We start from the raw sequence: 19,533 nt of genomic DNA, 5'->3' as shown, positions 1-19,533 counted from the left end.
ACAAACCGTTAACCCGGAGCAAAACAAACCGTCAAATCCGGAGCAGAACAAACCGTTAAACCCGGAGCAAAACAAACCGTTAAATCCGGAGCAGAACAAACCGTTAAACCCGGAGCAAAATAAACCGTCAAACCCGGAGCAAAACAAACCGTCAAACCCGGAGCAAAATAAACCGTCAAACCCGGAGCAAAACAAACCGTCAAACCCGGATAATGGAAAAGAAAATCCTTCAGTTCCGGATAATAAAGAAACACAGCTGCTTGACAAAAATGCGACAAAAGTTATTACAAGAGAGATTGGCTGGATAAGGTATGTGTCAATAGCTTTTACACAGGGGAAAGCTTCAGACTATAATATATATGTGGACGGTACCGATATAAGCTCGGCTGTTACAAATGTAGATACACAGGGTACTATAGTTAAGTGGCTTAGCACAGTAAAAGAACCCAAGAAAGTAAAAGTAGTCAGAAAATCTGACGGACTTGAAGATAATGCTGTTATAGGACAGGGTGAGGCAGCAGCTTTGCCTGAACCCGGAAATCCGAATAATGCACCTAAGTATGTATTTTCAAATGGTCCAATATCTACATTTGACTACAATCTTAACAATTATGATAAAAACGGAAAGATAAGGACTGCACCACTAAGGACAACATTTGAACTTGATACAAAAGAAGAAAAGGAAAATATGGGCGGTGAGGAGCTGCTGTACTATTCACCTGATATCAAAATTGACGCTCTTGGAAACGGTACAGGAGAGATAAAATTCTCGCTTAAGAATAATCAGCAGAAAGAATGGTTTAATAAGGTAAGCAATATAAAGGTACTTGATTATGAGTATAGACCATTAAATAATGAGCTGAATTTTTCAAAAACTATAACTTCAGATTATGGAACTACAGGGGTTATTAAAATAAGCTTACCTCAGAAAAATCTTGCTGTAAGGGGAAGGTTTTACCTCAACATAGAAGCTCAAGGTTTAGATACTACAGTAACTGTTCCTATGCATCTTGTAGACAGTGAAACCTATAATCTCCAGCTTTCGGGTTCTACATCAAGTCCAAGGACAGGTGAGGATATACTTTTTAATATAGTAAGCTCCAGCGGAAGGACTTTTGGAAATACTATAAAGAACCCTATAACAAGAGTTGTTCTTACAAAACCCTCAGGTGTAAAAAAAGACATTGAGAATATAAAGGAATGGTCTCTTATAGGAAATGTATTCCATATTTATGGTACTGACAAAAATACAAAAAAGGTTCTGCTTGATGAGGCTGGAAATTATAAGATAACAATATATGCAGACGGTTACAGTGTTATAGAAAAAGAAGTTGAGGTTACACAGGGAGATACTTCATCTGTTGGTTATAATGTAAATGATATCATAAAAAATGCAGGAGTTGATGCAGTTTCAGGTGCTACGGGGCGTGCAAGAACCAGAAAAAAAGGCAGCTCTGGAAATAGTCTGGATGCAGGTACTGAAGGTCTTGTAAATCCTGTAAACGGATACTATCTTTTTAACCATGATCTTCTTGTAAATGCACTTATTCTTAATGATATAAAACCGGGACTTCCGGATGCAACGGCTGTTGCAAGGAGATGGCTTATAAATCATAAACCTGCGGTACTTGCAGGTGAAAACCTTGATAAATTATATGATTTTGATAAGTATCTTAATTATGTACAGGATAACAGGCACCAAGGAGTTGAAGTTAAATTTTCAGATTATATTTCAGCTAATAACGGTTCAGACAGCAGCTATAATCCTGTAAGATATAAAACTGTACTTGAGGACGGACTGCTTGGTGAACTCAAAAACAGGGGAGATGCGATAGGTAAGGAAGCTCCTGCCCTTGAGGGAACTAATGTAAAAAAAGGTGAAAATTTTGTACTTAAATCAAGTGATCCTGATTATATAGCGGCAATAAAGTCTATAACAGTAGACGGAAACAGTGCTCCGCTCAGATCGGATGATTACCTTAAGCAGTACAGCATAAGTGATGATAAAAAGACCTTAACTATATATCCGGCAGCATTTAATTCATATAATACGCCGCTTATAGGCAAACATAAGGTGAGAATAGAGGCACAGGGTTATCAGGTAAATAATTTAGAGCTTACAATAACAAATGTTCTTGAGGATGTAAGATTTGAACTTAATCAAAATCCTAAAGCAAAGGCTTCTGATGATAAGTACAAATATTATATAGGACAGGATGTGTATATAAATGCTTCATCTGATACACAGGATGATAAAAAAGGTTCTTACTTAAAAGCTGTTTATGAAGTAACACTTGACGGTCCCGAATTTACTCAGAAAAGAGTACTTTCAGAAACTGAAGGTGCACTTGGCGGAAAAGATAATTATATTAAAAAGGACGGATCTCTTGTACTTCAGGGTGGATTGTTTAAAAAAGAAGGAAAATATACCGTTTATGTAAAAGCAGGTGAAGGCTATGCTCTTAAAACAGCAAGCTTTGATATAAGCAAGGACGGTGAAAAAGAGCCGCAAAAACCTGAGAATCCGCAAAATCCGGACCAGGAAACAAAGAAAGATGCTCCTGTATTTAAAAAAGCAACTAAGCGCTCAGATGTATTTGCAGCATATTACATTGCAGAATTTGAAGGCAGCGATGAGGATGTAGAAGCATATTTTAAAGCAAAAAATCTTAAAGTATTTGTAAATGATACTGAGTATATAAAAGGTAATTTCGGAAGTAATTTTTACAATATAGCTGAAGCAGAAGGTGGATATGCTATATACAGGAATCTTAAACTTGAAGCGGCTTCATTTACTAAGGCGGTAAATACCGTAAAAGTAACTGCTGACGGATATAAAGATCTTGTATTTAAAGTAGAAAATCCAAACGGAACTTCAGACAGTGAAACACCGGATACTCCTAAGCAGCCTGAGAAGAAAAAAGCTCCCGAGGTTAAACAGGTAAAACTGACAAGCAATATCTTAAGCCGTGAAAAGTATTATCTTGTAACATTTAACGGCGAAGATAATGAGGTAGTCAATTACTTTAAGACAAATAATAAAAAAGTATTTGTAAATGATACTGAGTATAAAGCGGGCTATTATGGAGATAATTATTATAAAATGGCTGAAGCACCCGGAGGCAGGGGAATAATGAGAGATCTTGTACTTGCGGATACTGCATTTACAAAACCTGTAAATACTGTAAAAATAGAGATTGAGGGTTATGAGGATCTTACATTCAGTATAGAAAATAAAAATGCACAGCCTGAGCAGCCTGCAAAGAAATCAGCTCCTGAGATAGAAAGTCTTAAGTTTTTAGCAAAGGATTATTATATGCCTGCTCCTGACAGATTTGAGGTTGCGTTTAAGGATGCTGCTTCTGATGATGTAGCAAATTATATAAAGGACGGAGATTTTACACTTAAAGTAAATGACGTAGAATATAATAAAGCAGAAAGATTTGGCAGAAATTCAACCAGGACCTATGTTATCGGTGAAGATAATAATATACAGAAACTTTATTTAAGTACGGACGGATTTAATCAGAGTGCAAATATTATATTAATAACAAAAGAAGGCTACGAGGACCTTAAATTTACATTTGAGAGAGGCTATGAGGTTAACAGCTTTAAAGTTGTAGGCTCCGGAAATAGTAAATATTTTGAGGTAGGTTTCGGCGATATTGAGAGAAAAGAGCTTGAGGCTTATTTGAAAGATAAGAGTAAGACAAAGATAACGGTAAACGGTGTATTATACAGTGCCGAGAGGTTTGATAGACTTGCTCCTATGAAAAATAAATTTAATTATATAACCGACAGCACTTACAACTCACCTAAAGCTATTAGAATATCAGCTGTGGATGTAGATCTTTCATCAGTTGAGATAACTATAAGTGTTGAAGGATACAAGGATATAATCTATCATTACAGTGGAAATGATACGGATTCCAACAATTCGGATACATTTGAAGATCTTACTATAGAGCCATAAACCTGACTATATAATTTTATAAAAATTTTACTAAAATCGCATGAAAATGATAAAAAGTGTATGCGATTTTAGCATGGAAACATTTAATCAGTGTTTCTTTAAATTAAATATCCCTGCAGGAGTAATGCTTTAAAGGGCATTATATCCTGCAGGGATATTTTTTTGTTTTTATTAATTTAAAGGCTGTATATCATGAGGGTTTTAACGTATTAAGTTTATCAATGTACAATATAGTTATATATACAATGTTTAGTTATAAGAAATATTAATATTAGACACTATAAAGTTTAATAATTGTAAAATTGAATGAATACAATTAAAAATATATTATATACATTGAAAATATAGTGATTTTCTAAAAACTATGTGGTATAATTAGTTTGCAATAACTTACAATATAGTAGAAAGGAGATATAACTATGAAAGGTTATGCTATGTTAAAGATTGGTCAGTCAGGATGGATTGAGAAGGAACGCCCTGTATGCGGACCTATGGATGCTATATGTAAACCACTTGCCATAGCTATATGTACATCAGATGTACATACTTTATGGGAAGGTGCTATAGGCGAGCGCCATAATATGATACTCGGTCATGAGGGTTGTGCTGAAGTAGTTGAAGTAGGTTCAATGGTAAAGGACTTTAAACCGGGAGATAGAGTTTTAGTGCCGGCAATCACACCTGACTGGAACTCACTTGAGGCTCAGGCAGGGTATTCCATGCATTCAGGCGGTATGCTTGCAGGCTGGAAATTTTCTAATTTTAAAGACGGAGTATTTTCAGAGTTTTTCCATGTAAATGATGCTGACGGAAATCTGGCACTTTTGCCTAAGAGTATAAATATAGTTGATGCATGTATGCTTTCCGATATGGTTCCGACAGGCTTCCATGGTGTTGAACTGGCTGATGTACAGTTCGGTGATACAGTTCTTGTAATAGGTATAGGTCCGGTAGGGCTTATGGCAGTGGCTGGCTGTGCACTTAGGGGAGCTTCAAGGATAATAGCGGTAGGTACAAGAAAAGTATGTGTTGATGCCGCAAAGAAGTACGGTGCAGGTGAATTTATAAGTTATAAGGACGGTCCTATTTACAAACAGGTACTTGATCTTACCGGTGGAAAGGGAGTTGATAAGATAGTTATAGCCGGAGGTGGAGTTGAAACCTTTGCCGAGGCTGTAAAATGCTTAAAGGCAGGCGGTAAGATAGGAAATGTAAATTATCTTGGTTCAGGTGAGATGGTTGAAATTCCTCGTGTTGAATGGGGAGTTGGAATGGGACATAAGATGATAAATGGCGGACTTATGCCGGGCGGCAGACTCCGCATGGAGAAGCTTTCATCACTTGTAACCGGCGGAAGGCTTGATCTTGCACCGTTAAGCACACATGTATTTGACGGCTGGGAGCATGTTGAAGAGGCTCTTTTCCTTATGAGAGATAAACCGGCTGACTTAATTAAACCTGTTGTAAAGATAGAAAAAGCATAATTTTAATATATAAAACTGTGAATTTTAAGCTTTATATACTGTCTGTCGATTATGTATGTGAAGGATTATCATGAAAATACTTATTATATCCGGCTTTCTTGGAGCAGGAAAAACTACTTTTATAAAAGAGATGGTAAAAAGATGCAAGGGGGAATTTGCAATCCTTGAAAATGAATACAGCAGTCTGGATATAGATTCTGCAAAACTTACTGATAATTCAGATAAGTCAAAAATTAATATATGGGAAATGACGGAAGGTTGTATATGCTGCTCAACAAAGGGAGATTTTGCTACTTCAGTACTCACCATAGCCAATGCACTGGATCCTGAATATCTTGTAGTAGAACCTAGCGGTGTAGGTATGCTTGGAAATGTGATTGATAATATAAAACAGATTGAATATGAGAGAATAGGACTGCTTGCTCCGATTACAATAGTTGACGGGTATAATTTCAGCAGCCGTTTTGATGAATTTAAGGATTTATATATAAATCAGATTAAATTTGCAAAGACCATAGTGGTTTCAAAGATGGAAAATACTGATTTATCTGAAAAATCAGATATAGAAACTTTCTTAAAAGGCATTAATGATAAAGCTGATATACTGGTACAACATTATAAAGATATGCCTGATTGCTGGTGGCAACAGCTGTTTTTAAAGGATTATGACGGAAATATTATACAATCAGTTAAAAAAAGTGAGGATTTTTTTGAAAATAGTGATTCTGCTGAAGATTTTGAAACCTTGTCAATAGAAAATATGGGTATGCTCAGTCCTGAAAAACTTATAATAATTCTTGAGATGATGCTCAGAGGAGAGTTTGGGGATATTGTAAGAGCAAAAGGCTTTTTACAGGCAGGTGGTCAAAATTTGCAGTTTGATCTTGCAGGAACAAAATACAGTGTACTTTTCCTTGAAAATGAGGTGAGCAGCAAGTCGGTTTTTATAGGGAAAAATATATTAAGGCAGAGGATAAGAAAGTATTTTTTTGAAAATTCGGAATATGTAAAGATTAGATCATACAGCAAATAATTTATGTTTAAACTAATGTATTAATGATAAGGTCTCATGTAGAGTCAAACTACAAGAGACCTTATTATTTTATGTAATATAGAAAATATATACAAAAAACAGTTAAAAACATAAGAATTTAATAAAAATACACAAAAGCAACAATTTATTACAGATGATATGAAATCAACAAAGTATGTGTTTATAAAGAATTTTTTAAGAATTTTAAGCTTTAATTTATTTAAACAGTTGAATAAAAGTCGATAAAATGTTATACTAATTACACGAATTTATCTAAAGGGGATATATTAAAATATGTAAATTTTACTAATGACTATTTGCCTGCGAATGATAAGCGATAGCTGTGTACATATTGACATATGGAGCCTTTGAAGATATTTTTGCCTGATGTAATGCAGTGGTGCAGGGATAAAGCTGTTTCTTGCAATGACGGCTGAGTATAAATTATATTTCAGAAGGAGGTAAATGCGATCAGAAAAGTAAAGCAGCCCGTTTTTTCCAAATATGGAGTTTTATATAATATTATATAAAACCGCTGTGTAAGGCAGGGTGTGTTTTATCAGCATACAGTCTGTTTTCAAGGGTAGGTTTTAAATTGCTTTGATGACATAAAAAGGCAAAATATTTTCCAAAAGGAGGAGTATACATTGAAGGGTTTAAATGATATTGTTTCACTGGTAAACAATTTTCTTACAAGTTATATATTAGTTGTTGCATTGGTTCTTGGAGGCATATGGTTCTCGTTTAATCTGAAATTTATACAGGTTAGAGGTTTTAAAGAGGGCATGAAAAGAACCTTTGGAGGACTTTTTAATAAAAAAGAAGCAGCGGGTGCTGACGGTATGTCTTCATTTCAGGCACTTGCCACTGCTATAGCGGCTCAGGTCGGTACAGGAAATATAGCAGGTGCGGCTACCGCTATAGCTACAGGCGGTGCCGGTGCGATATTCTGGATGTGGGTTGCAGCCTTTTTAGGTATGGGAACTATATATGCAGAGGCTATTATGGCACAAAAGTATAAACAAGTGGGTGTTGACGGTGAGGTTACAGGAGGACCTGTTTATTATATAAAAGCGGCATTTAAAGGAGAACTGGGAAAAGTTATGGCAGCTGTATTTGCCGTACTCATAGTATTTGCACTTGGTTTTATGGGAAACGGAGTGCAGTCGAATTCAATAGCGGATGCATTTTATACAGCTTTCGGTGTACCACAGTTTGTTATGGGTGCATTTGTTGCAGTTATTGCTTTATTTGTCTTTGTAGGTGGTATAAAGAGGATTGCGCAGGTGGCAGAGCTTGTAGTTCCGTTTATGGCAGCACTTTATATAGTAGGCTCACTTATAGTGATTATAGCACATGGAAATAGATTTCTTTATGCACTGCAGTCTATATTTGTAGGAGCATTTAACCCTCAGGCAGTAGTAGGAGGGGCAATAGGTGCGACAGTAAAACTGGCTGTTACAAAAGGTATTGCAAGAGGCTTGTTTTCAAATGAGGCAGGTATGGGTTCAACTCCGCATGCACATGCTGTTGCAAAAGTTAATCATCCGGTGGAACAGGGCTTTGTTGCTATGGTAGGTGTATTTATAGATACATTTGTCGTACTTAATATGACAGCATTTGTAATATTGACTTCATTGGATTTAAGCAAGGTTGTAGATGAAGCTACAGGACAAACGATCACAGGTGCAAAACTTACGCAGGCGGCTTATTCAACTGTGTTTGGAAAAGGAGGAGATATATTTATAGCGATATGTCTGTTTTTCTTTGCATTTTCAACAATTATAGGCTGGTATTTCTTTGGGCAGGCTAATATAAAATATTTGTTCGGTCCCAAGGCTGTTAAGATCTATGCAGGTATTGTTGCCGTATGTATCTTTTTAGGTTCACTTGCAAAGGTTGAAATAGTATGGAATCTTGCGGACTGCTTTAATTCTTTTATGGTAGTTCCAAACATAATTGCTCTGTTTGCACTTACGAATACAATTAAACAGGTGCACCGGGATTATTTTGATAATTTCAAGAAAAAGCAGAAGTAAAGGATATATCCGGATATAGAAAATTAACACCTGAAAACAAAGACTAAAAAAATAAAAGGTTCACAGAATATAAAAATTAATATATAATATATCTAGAATAAAATACAGGGATGAGGTTCTACGGGAGAGTTCCGGCAATGGACGCCGAAGAGGCAAGCTTTTATATGTCAGTGTGTATAAAAGTGAATCTTTCAGGCAAAAGAACTGTAGAGCGGACCGTATTCTGAATTATACAGTTATTTTGTAAAAGACAGAAAAGGACGAAAACACTCTTATATATGTGTTCGTCCTTTTTATTAACGGCTCAAGTGTTAATATAATAACGAAATGTTTGTGTTTTCAGTATTAGGGAACCGGATATGATATTAAACGCCTGCCATTTAAAGTAAGTAAGTTTTTGCTTATGCAGACGAAAGGAATTTATTTTTTATGAAAAGAGGATATGTAATTATTACAAACAACCCTATAGTAGGCGGGGCTTTAGGCGGTAAATGTGAGGTTATATATATCACATGCACATATGAAGATATACTTAAAAAGATAAGGGATAAGATACATTTAGGTTACAGGCTTATGTCGCATCCACTGTCAGGCAGCGTAAAACCCGGGGAAACGCCTTATAAATCGGTTATGCTCAGTGCTGATGCAAACAGGGTTGATATGAAATCTCTTTCAATGATAGAGTCGGCAATTCAAAGCTGTGCTAAATTTAATTTCAAACAAGACTGCTATGACGGCAAAATACTGGAGGATTTTCAACAGGTTGATTTATCATTAATCAAGAGCGGTATTGATTCTGCCGGGATTGGTTAATTATAATAAAATAACACAGTCGTAAGATATTCGGCTGCAGATAAAATTTATTTAAGGAGGTAAATGATAAGTGAGACTTGAGTTAGGAAGCATTTTTATCAAGGACATACAGTTTGCATCTGAATTAAAGATCGAATCAGGTACTCTGTATGTGTCAAAAGACGCACTTAGACAGGTAGTCCTTGAGGACGAAAAGATTAAAGGTGTTGAATTCGATATCGCAAAACCGGGCGAATCGGTAAGAATTACACCTGTAAAGGATGTTATAGAACCTAGAGTAAAGGTCGAAGGCAGGGGAGGCATCTTTCCGGGAGTTATAGCACCGGTTGATACAGTAGGAGAAGGCAAGACATATGCACTTAAGGGAATGGCTGTTGTAACAGCAGGAAAGATAGTGGGATTTCAGGAAGGTGTTATAGATATGACCGGAAAAGGTGCACAGTATACACCATTTTCACAGACCCTCAATCTTGTGATGGTATGCGAACCTGTTGATAATATAAAACAGCATGATTATGAGCAGGCGGTAAGACTTGCAGGCTTCAGAGTCGCAGTTAAACTTGGTGAACTTGCAAAGGATCTTACTCCTGATGAAACCAGGGTATATGAAACACCTACAATCAAAGAAGGCTTTACTATGTATCCGGGACTTCCCAGGGTTGCATATGTTCAAATGCTTCAGAGTCAGGGGCTCCTGCATGATACCTATGTATATGGAGTTGATGCTAAAAAGATAGTTCCTACAATACTTAATCCTACCGAGGTTATGGACGGTGCGATAATATCAGGCAACTGCGTATCAGCATGTGATAAGAATCCTACATATGTACATCTTAACAATCCTGTAGTACATGATTTATTTGATGAGCATGGAAAGACAATTAATTTTGTATGCCAGATAATTACAAATGAAAATGTATATCTTGCCGATAAACAGAGGTCTTCCGACTGGACGGCAAAGCTCTGCAAGATGCTTGATCTTGACGGTGTTATAGTATCACAGGAGGGCTTTGGAAATCCTGATACGGATCTTATAATGAACTGCAAAAAGATTGAGGCAGAGGGAGTTAAAACTGTTATAATAACAGATGAATATGCAGGAAGGGACGGAAAATCACAGTCTCTTGCCGATGCTGATGCAGCTGCTGATGCAGTGGTTACAGGCGGCAATGCTAATGAGGTAATTATACTGCCTAAACTTGATAAGGTTATAGGTACACTTGACTATATAACAAGGATTGCAGGTGCAAGTGATAAAACGGTGCTTGAAGACGGTTCATTAGAGGTTGAGCTTCAGGTAATCACAGGTGCGACTAATGAAACAGGCTTTACCAAGCTTAGTGCAAGATAGGAAAGGAGATTTGTAAAGTGATTAAAGTTGTTCATTATATAAACCAGTTCTTTGCACAAATAGGTGGAGAAGAAATGGCAAGCTATAAGGCTGAACTTAGAGTCGGTGAGGTTTTAGGTCCGGGTCTTGCACTGAAGGCCGGATTTAAAGGTGAAGCTGAGATTGTTGCAACCATAGTTTGCGGAGATTCATATTTTAACGAAAATCTTGAACAGGCAAAAGCTGATATACTTGAGATGGTTAAATCACAGAAACCGGATTTATTTATAGCCGGACCGGCATTTAATGCAGGACGCTATGGTGTTGCCTGTGGAACTATATGTGCCGAGGTACAGGAAAAACTCGGTATACCCGTAATAACAGGTATGTATGTTGAAAATCCGGGTGCTGACATGTTTAAAAAGGATGTTTATATGATATCCACAAAAAACAGTGCAGCAGGTATGAAGGCGGCAGTAGATAAAATGGTTCCGCTTGCACTTAAGCTTGTAAGAAAAGAACGTATAGGTACGGCTGCACAAGAAGGATATATACCTAACGGGGTACGTGTAAACTTCTTTGAAGAAGAAAGAGGATCAAAAAGAGCGGTTGATATGCTTCTTAAAAAGCTTGCAGGCAAGGAATTTGTAACTGAGTATCCTATGCCAAGCTTTGACAGGGTTGAACCGAATCCTCCTGTAAAGGATATTTCAAAGGCAAAGATAGCACTTGTAACATCAGGCGGTATATGCCCTAAAGGAAATCCTGATCATATTGAGAGTTCGAATGCAACACGTTATGGAGAATATGATATTACAGGTGTAACCGATCTTACAAGTGATACTTATGAAACTGCACACGGCGGTTATGATCCTGTGTATGCAAATGAGGATGCTGACAGAGTTCTTCCTGTTGACGTGCTTAGAGATATGGAAAAGGAAGGAAAGATAGGAAGTCTTTATCATTTCTTCTATACAACTACAGGAAACGGTACTGCAGTTGCATCTGCAAAGAAGTTTGCTGATGAATTTGCACCTAAACTTAAGGCTGACGGAGTTGATGCAGTTATACTTACATCAACATGAGGTACCTGTACACGTTGCGGTGCAACAATGGTAAAAGAAATCGAAAGAGCAGGCATACCGGTAGTACATGTATGTACTGTTACTCCAATTTCAATGACGGTAGGTGCAAACAGGATAGTTCCTGCGATTGCGATACCTCATCCGCTTGGAAATCCTGCACTTGACCATGATGAAGAAAAGGCTCTCCGCCGTAAGATAGTTGAAAAGGCTCTTAAGGCACTTTCTACTCCTGTTGACGGACAGACTATTTTCTAAAGGTCAGAATATATTTATTTGAGAAAGGCTTTTAAACAGCTTGTAATTTTTAGTTCTAATCGACTAAGTACTTAAAAAATATAAGCTTATTATTGTAATGTATATAGATCGCAGCAGTGAAAATATAATATATTTTTGCTGCTGCGGTATTTTTAATTAAGAGAAATATAATTTTTAAAACGGTTTTTTTATTGAAAGAAAAGCTTCTTTTTAGTATAATTAGGGCTTGTAATACAATGATTTTTTATAAATAACAGCCTTTACAACCGGACTGTATTATTATTTATAGTTATATTTTAAGGAGAAAAAGATGAAAAAAATATTAACAGGAGCTTTACTTGCAGGTGTAGTTATATCAAGTATATTTATAGCAGGGGCATGTTCAAGCCCTAAAGTAAAAACTGACAATGAGCGAAGCATTGAAGCAAGTGAAAGTGCAAAACGGGCATATGAGCTGTCATTAGGTGAAACAGGAAATAAGGATGATAAACAGCCTGATCCTACAACACCGCAGGTGGTGAAAGTGTCAATATATGTACCTGGAACTAACGGAATAACGCAAAATATGGATAATTCAATAGATATACTTGATCCCGACCTGCTTTTTGCAAAGCTTATAGAGTTAAATATAGTAGATAAAAATGCAAAGCTGAAATCATTTACAATTACAAATGACAAAGGAGTGTTATCACTGAGCGGTGTTGACATTAACAATAAGCAGCTTATGAAAGCAATTGCAAATACATATATAGACAATTTTGAGGAACTTCTTTATCTTACAATTGAAGTTGACGGAAAAAGCAGTGCAGATACAAAAGATATGAAGTTTGATAAAGACTTTAAAAAATCGGGAAATGTCAAGGTAAATAAAGTAAGTGCAGTAAATGAAAACAATACAGATAAAAACGGCAATTAATATAATTATAATGCCTAAAGTTCTGTAAATGTATGTTGCTTCATGCAGAATAAAAAACGGCAATTATTTATAGTGTTGAATTTGATAAATACAGATTAGATGTTTATATAAAAGAAAGGACCGGTAGAAGAATGGAAAAGAAAAAATTTTATATTACCACGGCAATAGCATATGCATCGGGGAAACCACATATAGGCAATACTTATGAGATTATACTTGCAGATGCCATAGCAAGATTTAAAAGATGTCAGGGGTATGATGTTTATTTTATGACCGGCTCTGACGAACATGGACAAAAGGTTGAATCAAAAGCCGTTGAGGCAGGAAAAACACCTAAGGAATATGTAGATGAAGCAGTTGGGCGTATAAAGACAATATGGGATCTTATGGATACGTCTTATGATAAGTTTATGAGAACAACCGACAGTGATCATGAGCTTCAGGTACAGAAGATATTTAAAAAACTTTATGAGCAGGGAGATATTTATAAGAGTAAATATGAGGGTATGTACTGTACCGCCTGTGAAAACTACTTTACAAAAAGTCAGCTTAAAGAGGGAAAATGCCCTGATTGCGGCAGTGAAGTACATAATGCTGAAGAAGAAGCATATTTCTTTAAGATGAGCAAGTATGCAGACAGACTTATAGAGCATATAAACAGCCATCCTGAGTTTATACAGCCTGTTTCAAGAAAAAATGAGATGATGAATAATTTTCTTCTTCCGGGACTTCAGGATCTATGTGTATCAAGGACAAGTTTTACATGGGGGATACCTGTAGTGTTTGATCCCGGGCATGTAACCTATGTATGGCTTGATGCACTTACAAATTATATAACAGGCATAGGTTATGACTGCGACGGCAATCATAGTGAATTATTTAAAAGGATGTGGCCTGCAGATCTGCACCTTATAGGTAAAGATATAGTACGCTTCCATACTATTTACTGGCCTATATTTTTGATGGCTCTTGATATAGAACTGCCAAAACAGGTTTTTGGTCATCCCTGGCTTTTGCAGGGTGAAAATAAGATGAGCAAGTCAAAGGGTAATGTACTTTATGCTGATACTCTTGTTGATTTCTTTGGAGTTGATGCAGTCAGATATTTTGTACTTCATGAGATGCCGTTTGACAATGATGGTACGATTGGTTGGGATCTGATGATAGAAAGGTATAATTCAGATCTGGCAAATGTACTTGGAAATCTTGTTTCACGCACGGTATCAATGACCAATAAATATTTAGGAGGTGTTCTTGTTGATACAAGGGATGACAGTGAACCCTCACATATTGAATATGACAGGGAATTAAAGGATGTTGTAATGCTTGCGGCTGAAAAAGCCAATGCAAAGATGGATGAACTCAGAGTTGCAGATGCATTAACTGAAATATGGGCTATATTTAAACGTTGTAATAAATATATAGATGAAACTACACCATGGATTTTAGCAAAGGATGAAAGTAAACATGCAAGACTTGAAAATATACTTTACAATATAGCTGAAGCTATAACCATAGGTGCATCACTGCTTGAAAGCTTTATGCCTGAAACTGCAAGGGATATACTATATGAACTTGGTGCTGAAAAAAGATGTTTTGAAGATATGGACAGATTTGGGCTTCTTCCCAACAAAACAAGGGTGGCACGTGAGGGAAGAATACTCTTTGCAAGGATGGATGCAAAAGAAGTAATGGCAAGAGTTGCGAAATTACAGGATTTAAGCATCACAGCATGCTCAGATGTGCCGGCTGAAGATGCGGTTAACAATAAAGATGAAAACCGGCAAAAAAGTGTAGATATAGAGCCTAAACCTATAATTGAATATGATGATTTTGTAAAGCTCCAGCTTCAGGTAGGAGAGATAATTAAATGTGAAGAAGTAAAGAAATCAAAAAAACTTCTGTGTTCTCAGATAAAAATAGGTTCAGCCACAAGACAAATAGTCAGCGGTATAAGGAAATGGTATAAGCCGGATGAGCTTGTAGGAAAAAAAGTGCTTGTGCTTGTAAATTTAAAGCCAAAAGAAATTGCGGGAATAATATCTGAAGGCATGATATTATGTGCTGAAGATGATGCCGGAGGTCTTTCCGTAATGAGCCCTTATAATGAAGTAAAATGCGGAGCTGAAGTTTTATAATATATATTTGTTTATATTTTTTACAGCAAGGATTTGCAGGATTATTATTTTGATATAAAGTGCTTATTGCAGTATATCATAAAATCTACACAATTTTTATTTAAAATAATGTACGGGGTATATAACTTGGATCATAAAGTATATAAAACATTAGATTCCGATAAGCTAAAAATAATAGCTGTTATAAGTATGCTTATAGATCATATAGGGGTTGTTATATTAAGAAGGCTAAAATTTATACATAGAAGCAGTGCATTTTTTTCAAACACATATATGCAGTGCAGAGTGGTAGGAAGGCTGGCTTTTCCAATATATTGTTTTATGCTGGTAGAAGGGAAGTTTTATACTAAAAATATAAAAAAATATATGCTAAGGCTTGGGATTTTTGCTTTAATCTCGGAAATTCCCTATGATCTTGCATTCAGCGGAAGATTTGTTGATACAAGCCGCCAGAATGTATTTTTTACTTTATTTATAGGGCTTGCAATGATAAGTCTTTTTGAACTTTATAAAAGCAGCTTATGGAAAATATCAGTATATGCGGTATGTGCAGGAATATCATATTTTATAAAATGTGATTATGATATATATGGAATTACACTTATACTTGTGTTTTATATATTAAGATCTGAAACTGTTTCAAAAAATATTATTGCCGGTGCTATGCTGCTAATTCAGCATCCGGCTGCACTGGCGGCACTTGTGCCTATAAATATGTATAATGGAGCCAAAGGCAAAAACAGTTTTAAATATCTATTTTATGCCTTTTATCCTGTACACTTGTTAATACTTTATTTTATAGCTAATATATTTATTCCTTTGAGGTAAAACATGATAATAGATACACATGTACATTATAATGATGAAGCTTTTGATAAGGATCGGGATGAAATTATAAAGGGACTTTATAATGCCGGCGTTGAAAAGGCTGTGAATATAGGTACAAATTTTAAAACGAGTATGGAATGTATTGAGCTTGCAAAAAAATATGATAATATCTATGCGGCTGTTGGAGTACATCCGTCGTATGTGGATCAAACTACAGAGCAGGTATTTGATGAAATTGAAAAAATGTGTATCTTTCCTAAGACGGTTGCAGTTGGAGAGATAGGGCTTGACTATCATTGGGACGATTCGCATCGTGAACTGCAAAAGGAGGTATTTAAAAGACAGCTTGAACTTGCAAAAAAAACGGGTTTGCCGGTAGTAATACATTCAAGAGATTCGGCAAAAGATACATTTGATATACTGAAGGAAAATAGAATTGATGAAATAGGCGGTGTGATGCATTGCTATTCATATGGAGTTGAACTTGCAAAGGAATATCTTAAGCTGGGGATGTTTTTTGGAATAGGCGGAGTTGCCACCTTTAAAAATGCAAAAAAATTAAAAGAGGTTATAGAGTTTCTGCCTTTAGAATCAATAGTGCTTGAAACAGATTGTCCATATCTTGCTCCTGAACCGTTTAGAGGAAAAAGAAATTCATCAATATACATTAAGTATGTTGCAGATGCGGTGGCGGATATAAAGGGGGTAAGCACAGAATATATCATAAAAAAAACGTCTGAAAATGCAAATCTCCTTTATAGGAAACTTATAAAATAAATTAATGAATATTTTAGGGAGGTTCAAATGCCGTGGATTTCAAATCCTAAAAATACGGTTGATATAATAAAAAAATATAATTTTACACTTTCAAAAAAATATGGGCAGAACTTTCTTATAGATTCAAATATACTTGATATGATAGTGGCTGCTGCGGATATAAAAGAGGATGATACAGTTCTTGAGATAGGGCCTGGATTGGGAAGCCTTACGCAGAGGCTTGCATCGAAAGCCAAAAAGGTTGTAGCAATTGAGATAGATAAGCTTTTAATTCCTATATTAAATGAAACTCTTTCAGAGTATAACAATATTGTTGTATTAAATGAAGATATATTAAAGACTGATATAGGTGAAATAATTGATAAGTATGCAGAAGCCGGAAGTATAAAGGTGGTGGCGAATCTTCCGTATTATATTACAACTCCTATAGTAATGAAATTGCTTGAGGGACATTATCCCGTGGAAAGTATAACAGTTATGGTACAAAAGGAGGTTGCCGAACGAATGCAGGCTGTTGCAGGCAGTAAAGATTATGGTGCACTCTCAATAGCAGTTGCATATTACTGTGCTGTATATATGGTAGGTGTTATATCGCCTAACTGTTTTATACCTAAGCCCAAGGTTGAATCTGCAGTTATAAAACTTGTATTAGGTGAAAAATGTCTTAAGGCAGTTGATGAAAAAATGCTCTTTAAGATTATAAGAGCTTCATTTAACCAGAGGAGGAAGACTCTTCAAAACGGTCTTCTTAATTCGCCTGAACTTAACCTTAATAAAGAGAGTATAGTACAGGTATTTAAAGAAATGGGGCTTGAGCGGAATATAAGAGGTGAAACCCTTGAACTTAGAGATTTTATAGAGCTTGCTGATAAGCTTTTAATTAAAGAATCAGGTGAGCTTTCTTTTGGAAAAAATAACAAAATTAATAAAAAAGAATAAAGTTTCTTCTCCGAATGCGAAAGGTTAAATACATTATGAAGAAAAGGAACAATAAAGAAAATAAAAAAGGCGATAAAAAAGGAATTGCTAAAAATATAGATGAGTTTTTTAGTTATATAAGACGGAATTTTATAAAAATAAAAAATTATCTTACAAACAGAGCAAACTTTAAAGTGGTAGCTGTACTTGCCACAGCAGCGGTTATAGTGTGTGTTTATGGTATAGTTGCCGTAAGCGGTGCCTTTTTAAATTCTCAGCATTATGCGACTCCTTCATCCGCACAGCTTGCAGATGAAGATACTGATAATAGTACAGCACAGATTATGGCACTTTCTCCCACCGGTGCACAGTTTCCTTCATTGGATATGGAGGTTCCGACTACGGCACCGGTACCTGAATTTATAAGAATAGGTGTACAACATCCTATAATAAAGGATTTGCAGGAGAGGCTTATGTATCTCGGCTTTATGGAAAATGATGAGCCGTCGGATTATTACGGTCCTGTAACTGAGGCTGCGGTAAAAATCTTTCAAAGACAAAATAATCTTTCTCAGGACGGTATAGTAGGAAAAAGTACCTATGAGATGATAATGTCAGATGATGCAAAGTTTTATGCTGCTAAAAGTGGAGATTCAGGCGATGATATTTATCGTATACAGTCAAGATTGTATGAGCTTGGTTATCTTGCTCAGGAAAGTCTTGTAAACGGTACATTTGGAGATAAAACCGAAGAGGCTGTAAAGAAACTTCAGGAAATTAATTCACTTGAACAGGACGGCAGAGTAGGCTTAAAAACTCTCAACCTTATATATTCAGATGAAGTGAAAGCTAATCTGCTTGCCTATGGAGAAAAAAGTGATGTAGTGCTTGCTCTCCAGAAAAGGCTGTTTGAACTTGGCTATATGACAAGTGTGCCTGACGGAAGTTATGGCAATGATACTATAATTGCGGTAAAGGCATTTCAGTCAAAAAATGATCAGGTGGTTGACGGGTATTTAGGACCTTCTACAAGAGCTTCAATCCTTTCAGGAAATGCGGTGCCAAATGGACTTTCACTTGGAGATCAGAGCGAACAGGTAAAAAATGTTCAGAAGATGTTGAATAAATGGGGCTATTTGGATGCCGACAACATAAGCGGCTATTTCGGTGAAGCGACTGAACAGGCGGTAAAGGCTTTCCAGTCGAGGAACAGTCTTTCATCAGACGGCTCAGTAGGTGCACTTACTATTGCTAAACTTATGTCGGATAATGCACGCAGACCGGCACCGGTAGTGCCTAAAACCACTGCTGCCGCAAGGGGAGGCGGAACCAAAAAAAGTAACGGGAAAAATAATAAAGGTGGAGGCGGAGGAGCACCTGCCTATACAGGAGGCGGAGGCGTTGGTACATTGCTGTCTGTTGCTTCCTCAAAGCTTGGAACACCCTATGTATGGGGAGCAAAAGGTCCGGGGGCATTTGACTGTTCAGGTTTTGTATATTGGTGTTTAAATAATTCAGGTGTAAAACAGAGTTATCTTACCAGTGCAGGTTGGCAAAGTGTAGGAAGGTATACCAGAATAAGTAACTTTTCCGACCTCAGGGCAGGTGATATAGTAGTAGTAAGCGGTCATGTAGGTATATGTGCCGGAGGAGGCACCGTAATAGATGCATCATCATCAAATGGAAGAGTGGTTACAAGATCACTTGGAGGGTGGTGGCAGAGAAACTTTATAGTTGGCTGGAGAATATTTTAAAATTGTAAAATAGAATTATAATATAATGTAGGTGGAGATAATAAATTCTCTGGTAAGCGAGCTTGCATCGAATTTTTATACTTTTGGCACTTGTATCATAATATAAAATGAGTTCCTGAAAAACATACCGGGGTTTTGTATGGTATATTTTTCAGGAACAATTTAATTCCGGATATATTGTAAGCTGATA

The 19,533-nt window shown here is 36.3% G+C and carries 13 protein-coding genes and 1 riboswitch; all 13 genes read left to right on the top strand.

The window, feature by feature from the left end; all coding sequences use genetic code 11:
- A partial coding sequence (locus HMPREF9333_RS08590; protein ID WP_005541437.1) for a hemoblobin-interacting domain-containing protein occupies nucleotides 1-3,973 on the top strand: 3,973 nt, incomplete at its 5' end.
- A 419-nt stretch (nucleotides 3,974-4,392) separates the two neighbouring features.
- On the top strand, nucleotides 4,393-5,457 hold the full coding sequence (locus HMPREF9333_RS08585) for an NAD(P)-dependent alcohol dehydrogenase (protein ID WP_005541436.1): 1,065 nt from the start codon (nucleotides 4,393-4,395) through the stop codon (nucleotides 5,455-5,457).
- Between the two features lie 70 nt (nucleotides 5,458-5,527).
- On the top strand, nucleotides 5,528-6,490 hold the full coding sequence (locus HMPREF9333_RS08580) for a CobW family GTP-binding protein (RefSeq protein ID WP_005541435.1): 963 nt from the start codon (nucleotides 5,528-5,530) through the stop codon (nucleotides 6,488-6,490).
- Nucleotides 6,491-7,137: 647 nt separating this feature from the next.
- Nucleotides 7,138-8,529 (top strand): alanine/glycine:cation symporter family protein, encoded by a 1,392-nt coding sequence (locus HMPREF9333_RS08575; RefSeq protein WP_005541434.1) that lies wholly within the window; start codon nucleotides 7,138-7,140, stop codon nucleotides 8,527-8,529.
- Between the two features lie 111 nt (nucleotides 8,530-8,640).
- Nucleotides 8,641-8,746: riboswitch (glycine riboswitch) on the top strand.
- A gap of 212 nt (nucleotides 8,747-8,958) precedes the next feature.
- On the top strand, nucleotides 8,959-9,342 hold the full coding sequence (locus HMPREF9333_RS08570) for a GrdX family protein (RefSeq protein ID WP_005541433.1): 384 nt from the start codon (nucleotides 8,959-8,961) through the stop codon (nucleotides 9,340-9,342).
- 70 nt (nucleotides 9,343-9,412) lie between these two features.
- Nucleotides 9,413-10,693, top strand: coding sequence for a glycine/sarcosine/betaine reductase component B subunit (locus HMPREF9333_RS08565; RefSeq protein WP_005541431.1), 1,281 nt, complete (start codon nucleotides 9,413-9,415; stop codon nucleotides 10,691-10,693).
- Between the two features lie 17 nt (nucleotides 10,694-10,710).
- Nucleotides 10,711-12,012, top strand: a complete 1,302-nt coding sequence (gene grdB / locus HMPREF9333_RS08560; protein WP_083816617.1) for a glycine reductase complex selenoprotein B — start codon at nucleotides 10,711-10,713, stop codon at nucleotides 12,010-12,012.
- A gap of 310 nt (nucleotides 12,013-12,322) precedes the next feature.
- Nucleotides 12,323-12,928, top strand: coding sequence for a hypothetical protein (locus HMPREF9333_RS08550; protein WP_005541427.1), 606 nt, complete (start codon nucleotides 12,323-12,325; stop codon nucleotides 12,926-12,928).
- 131 nt (nucleotides 12,929-13,059) lie between these two features.
- The gene (gene metG / locus HMPREF9333_RS08545) at nucleotides 13,060-15,066 is read left to right on the top strand and encodes a methionine--tRNA ligase (protein WP_005541426.1); all 2,007 of its coding nucleotides are present in this window, start codon (nucleotides 13,060-13,062) and stop codon (nucleotides 15,064-15,066) included.
- 126 nt (nucleotides 15,067-15,192) lie between these two features.
- Complete coding sequence (locus HMPREF9333_RS08540; RefSeq protein WP_050798134.1) at nucleotides 15,193-15,894, top strand: TraX family protein; 702 nt, start codon at nucleotides 15,193-15,195, stop codon at nucleotides 15,892-15,894.
- A gap of 3 nt (nucleotides 15,895-15,897) precedes the next feature.
- A complete protein-coding gene (locus HMPREF9333_RS08535) occupies nucleotides 15,898-16,671 on the top strand; it encodes a TatD family hydrolase (RefSeq protein WP_005541423.1) in 774 nt (257 codons plus the stop codon).
- A 27-nt stretch (nucleotides 16,672-16,698) separates the two neighbouring features.
- Nucleotides 16,699-17,610, top strand: a complete 912-nt coding sequence (gene rsmA / locus HMPREF9333_RS08530; protein ID WP_005541421.1) for a 16S rRNA (adenine(1518)-N(6)/adenine(1519)-N(6))-dimethyltransferase RsmA — start codon at nucleotides 16,699-16,701, stop codon at nucleotides 17,608-17,610.
- Nucleotides 17,611-17,645: 35 nt separating this feature from the next.
- Nucleotides 17,646-19,343, top strand: coding sequence for a C40 family peptidase (locus HMPREF9333_RS08525; protein ID WP_005541420.1), 1,698 nt, complete (start codon nucleotides 17,646-17,648; stop codon nucleotides 19,341-19,343).
- Nucleotides 19,344-19,533 lie beyond the last annotated feature (190 nt).

Source organism: Johnsonella ignava ATCC 51276 (genome assembly GCF_000235445.1).
Taxonomy (GTDB): domain Bacteria; phylum Bacillota; class Clostridia; order Lachnospirales; family Lachnospiraceae; genus Johnsonella; species Johnsonella ignava.
The sequence above is the reverse complement of the archived record's forward strand: the minus strand, read 5'-3'. Positions and strand labels throughout refer to the sequence as shown.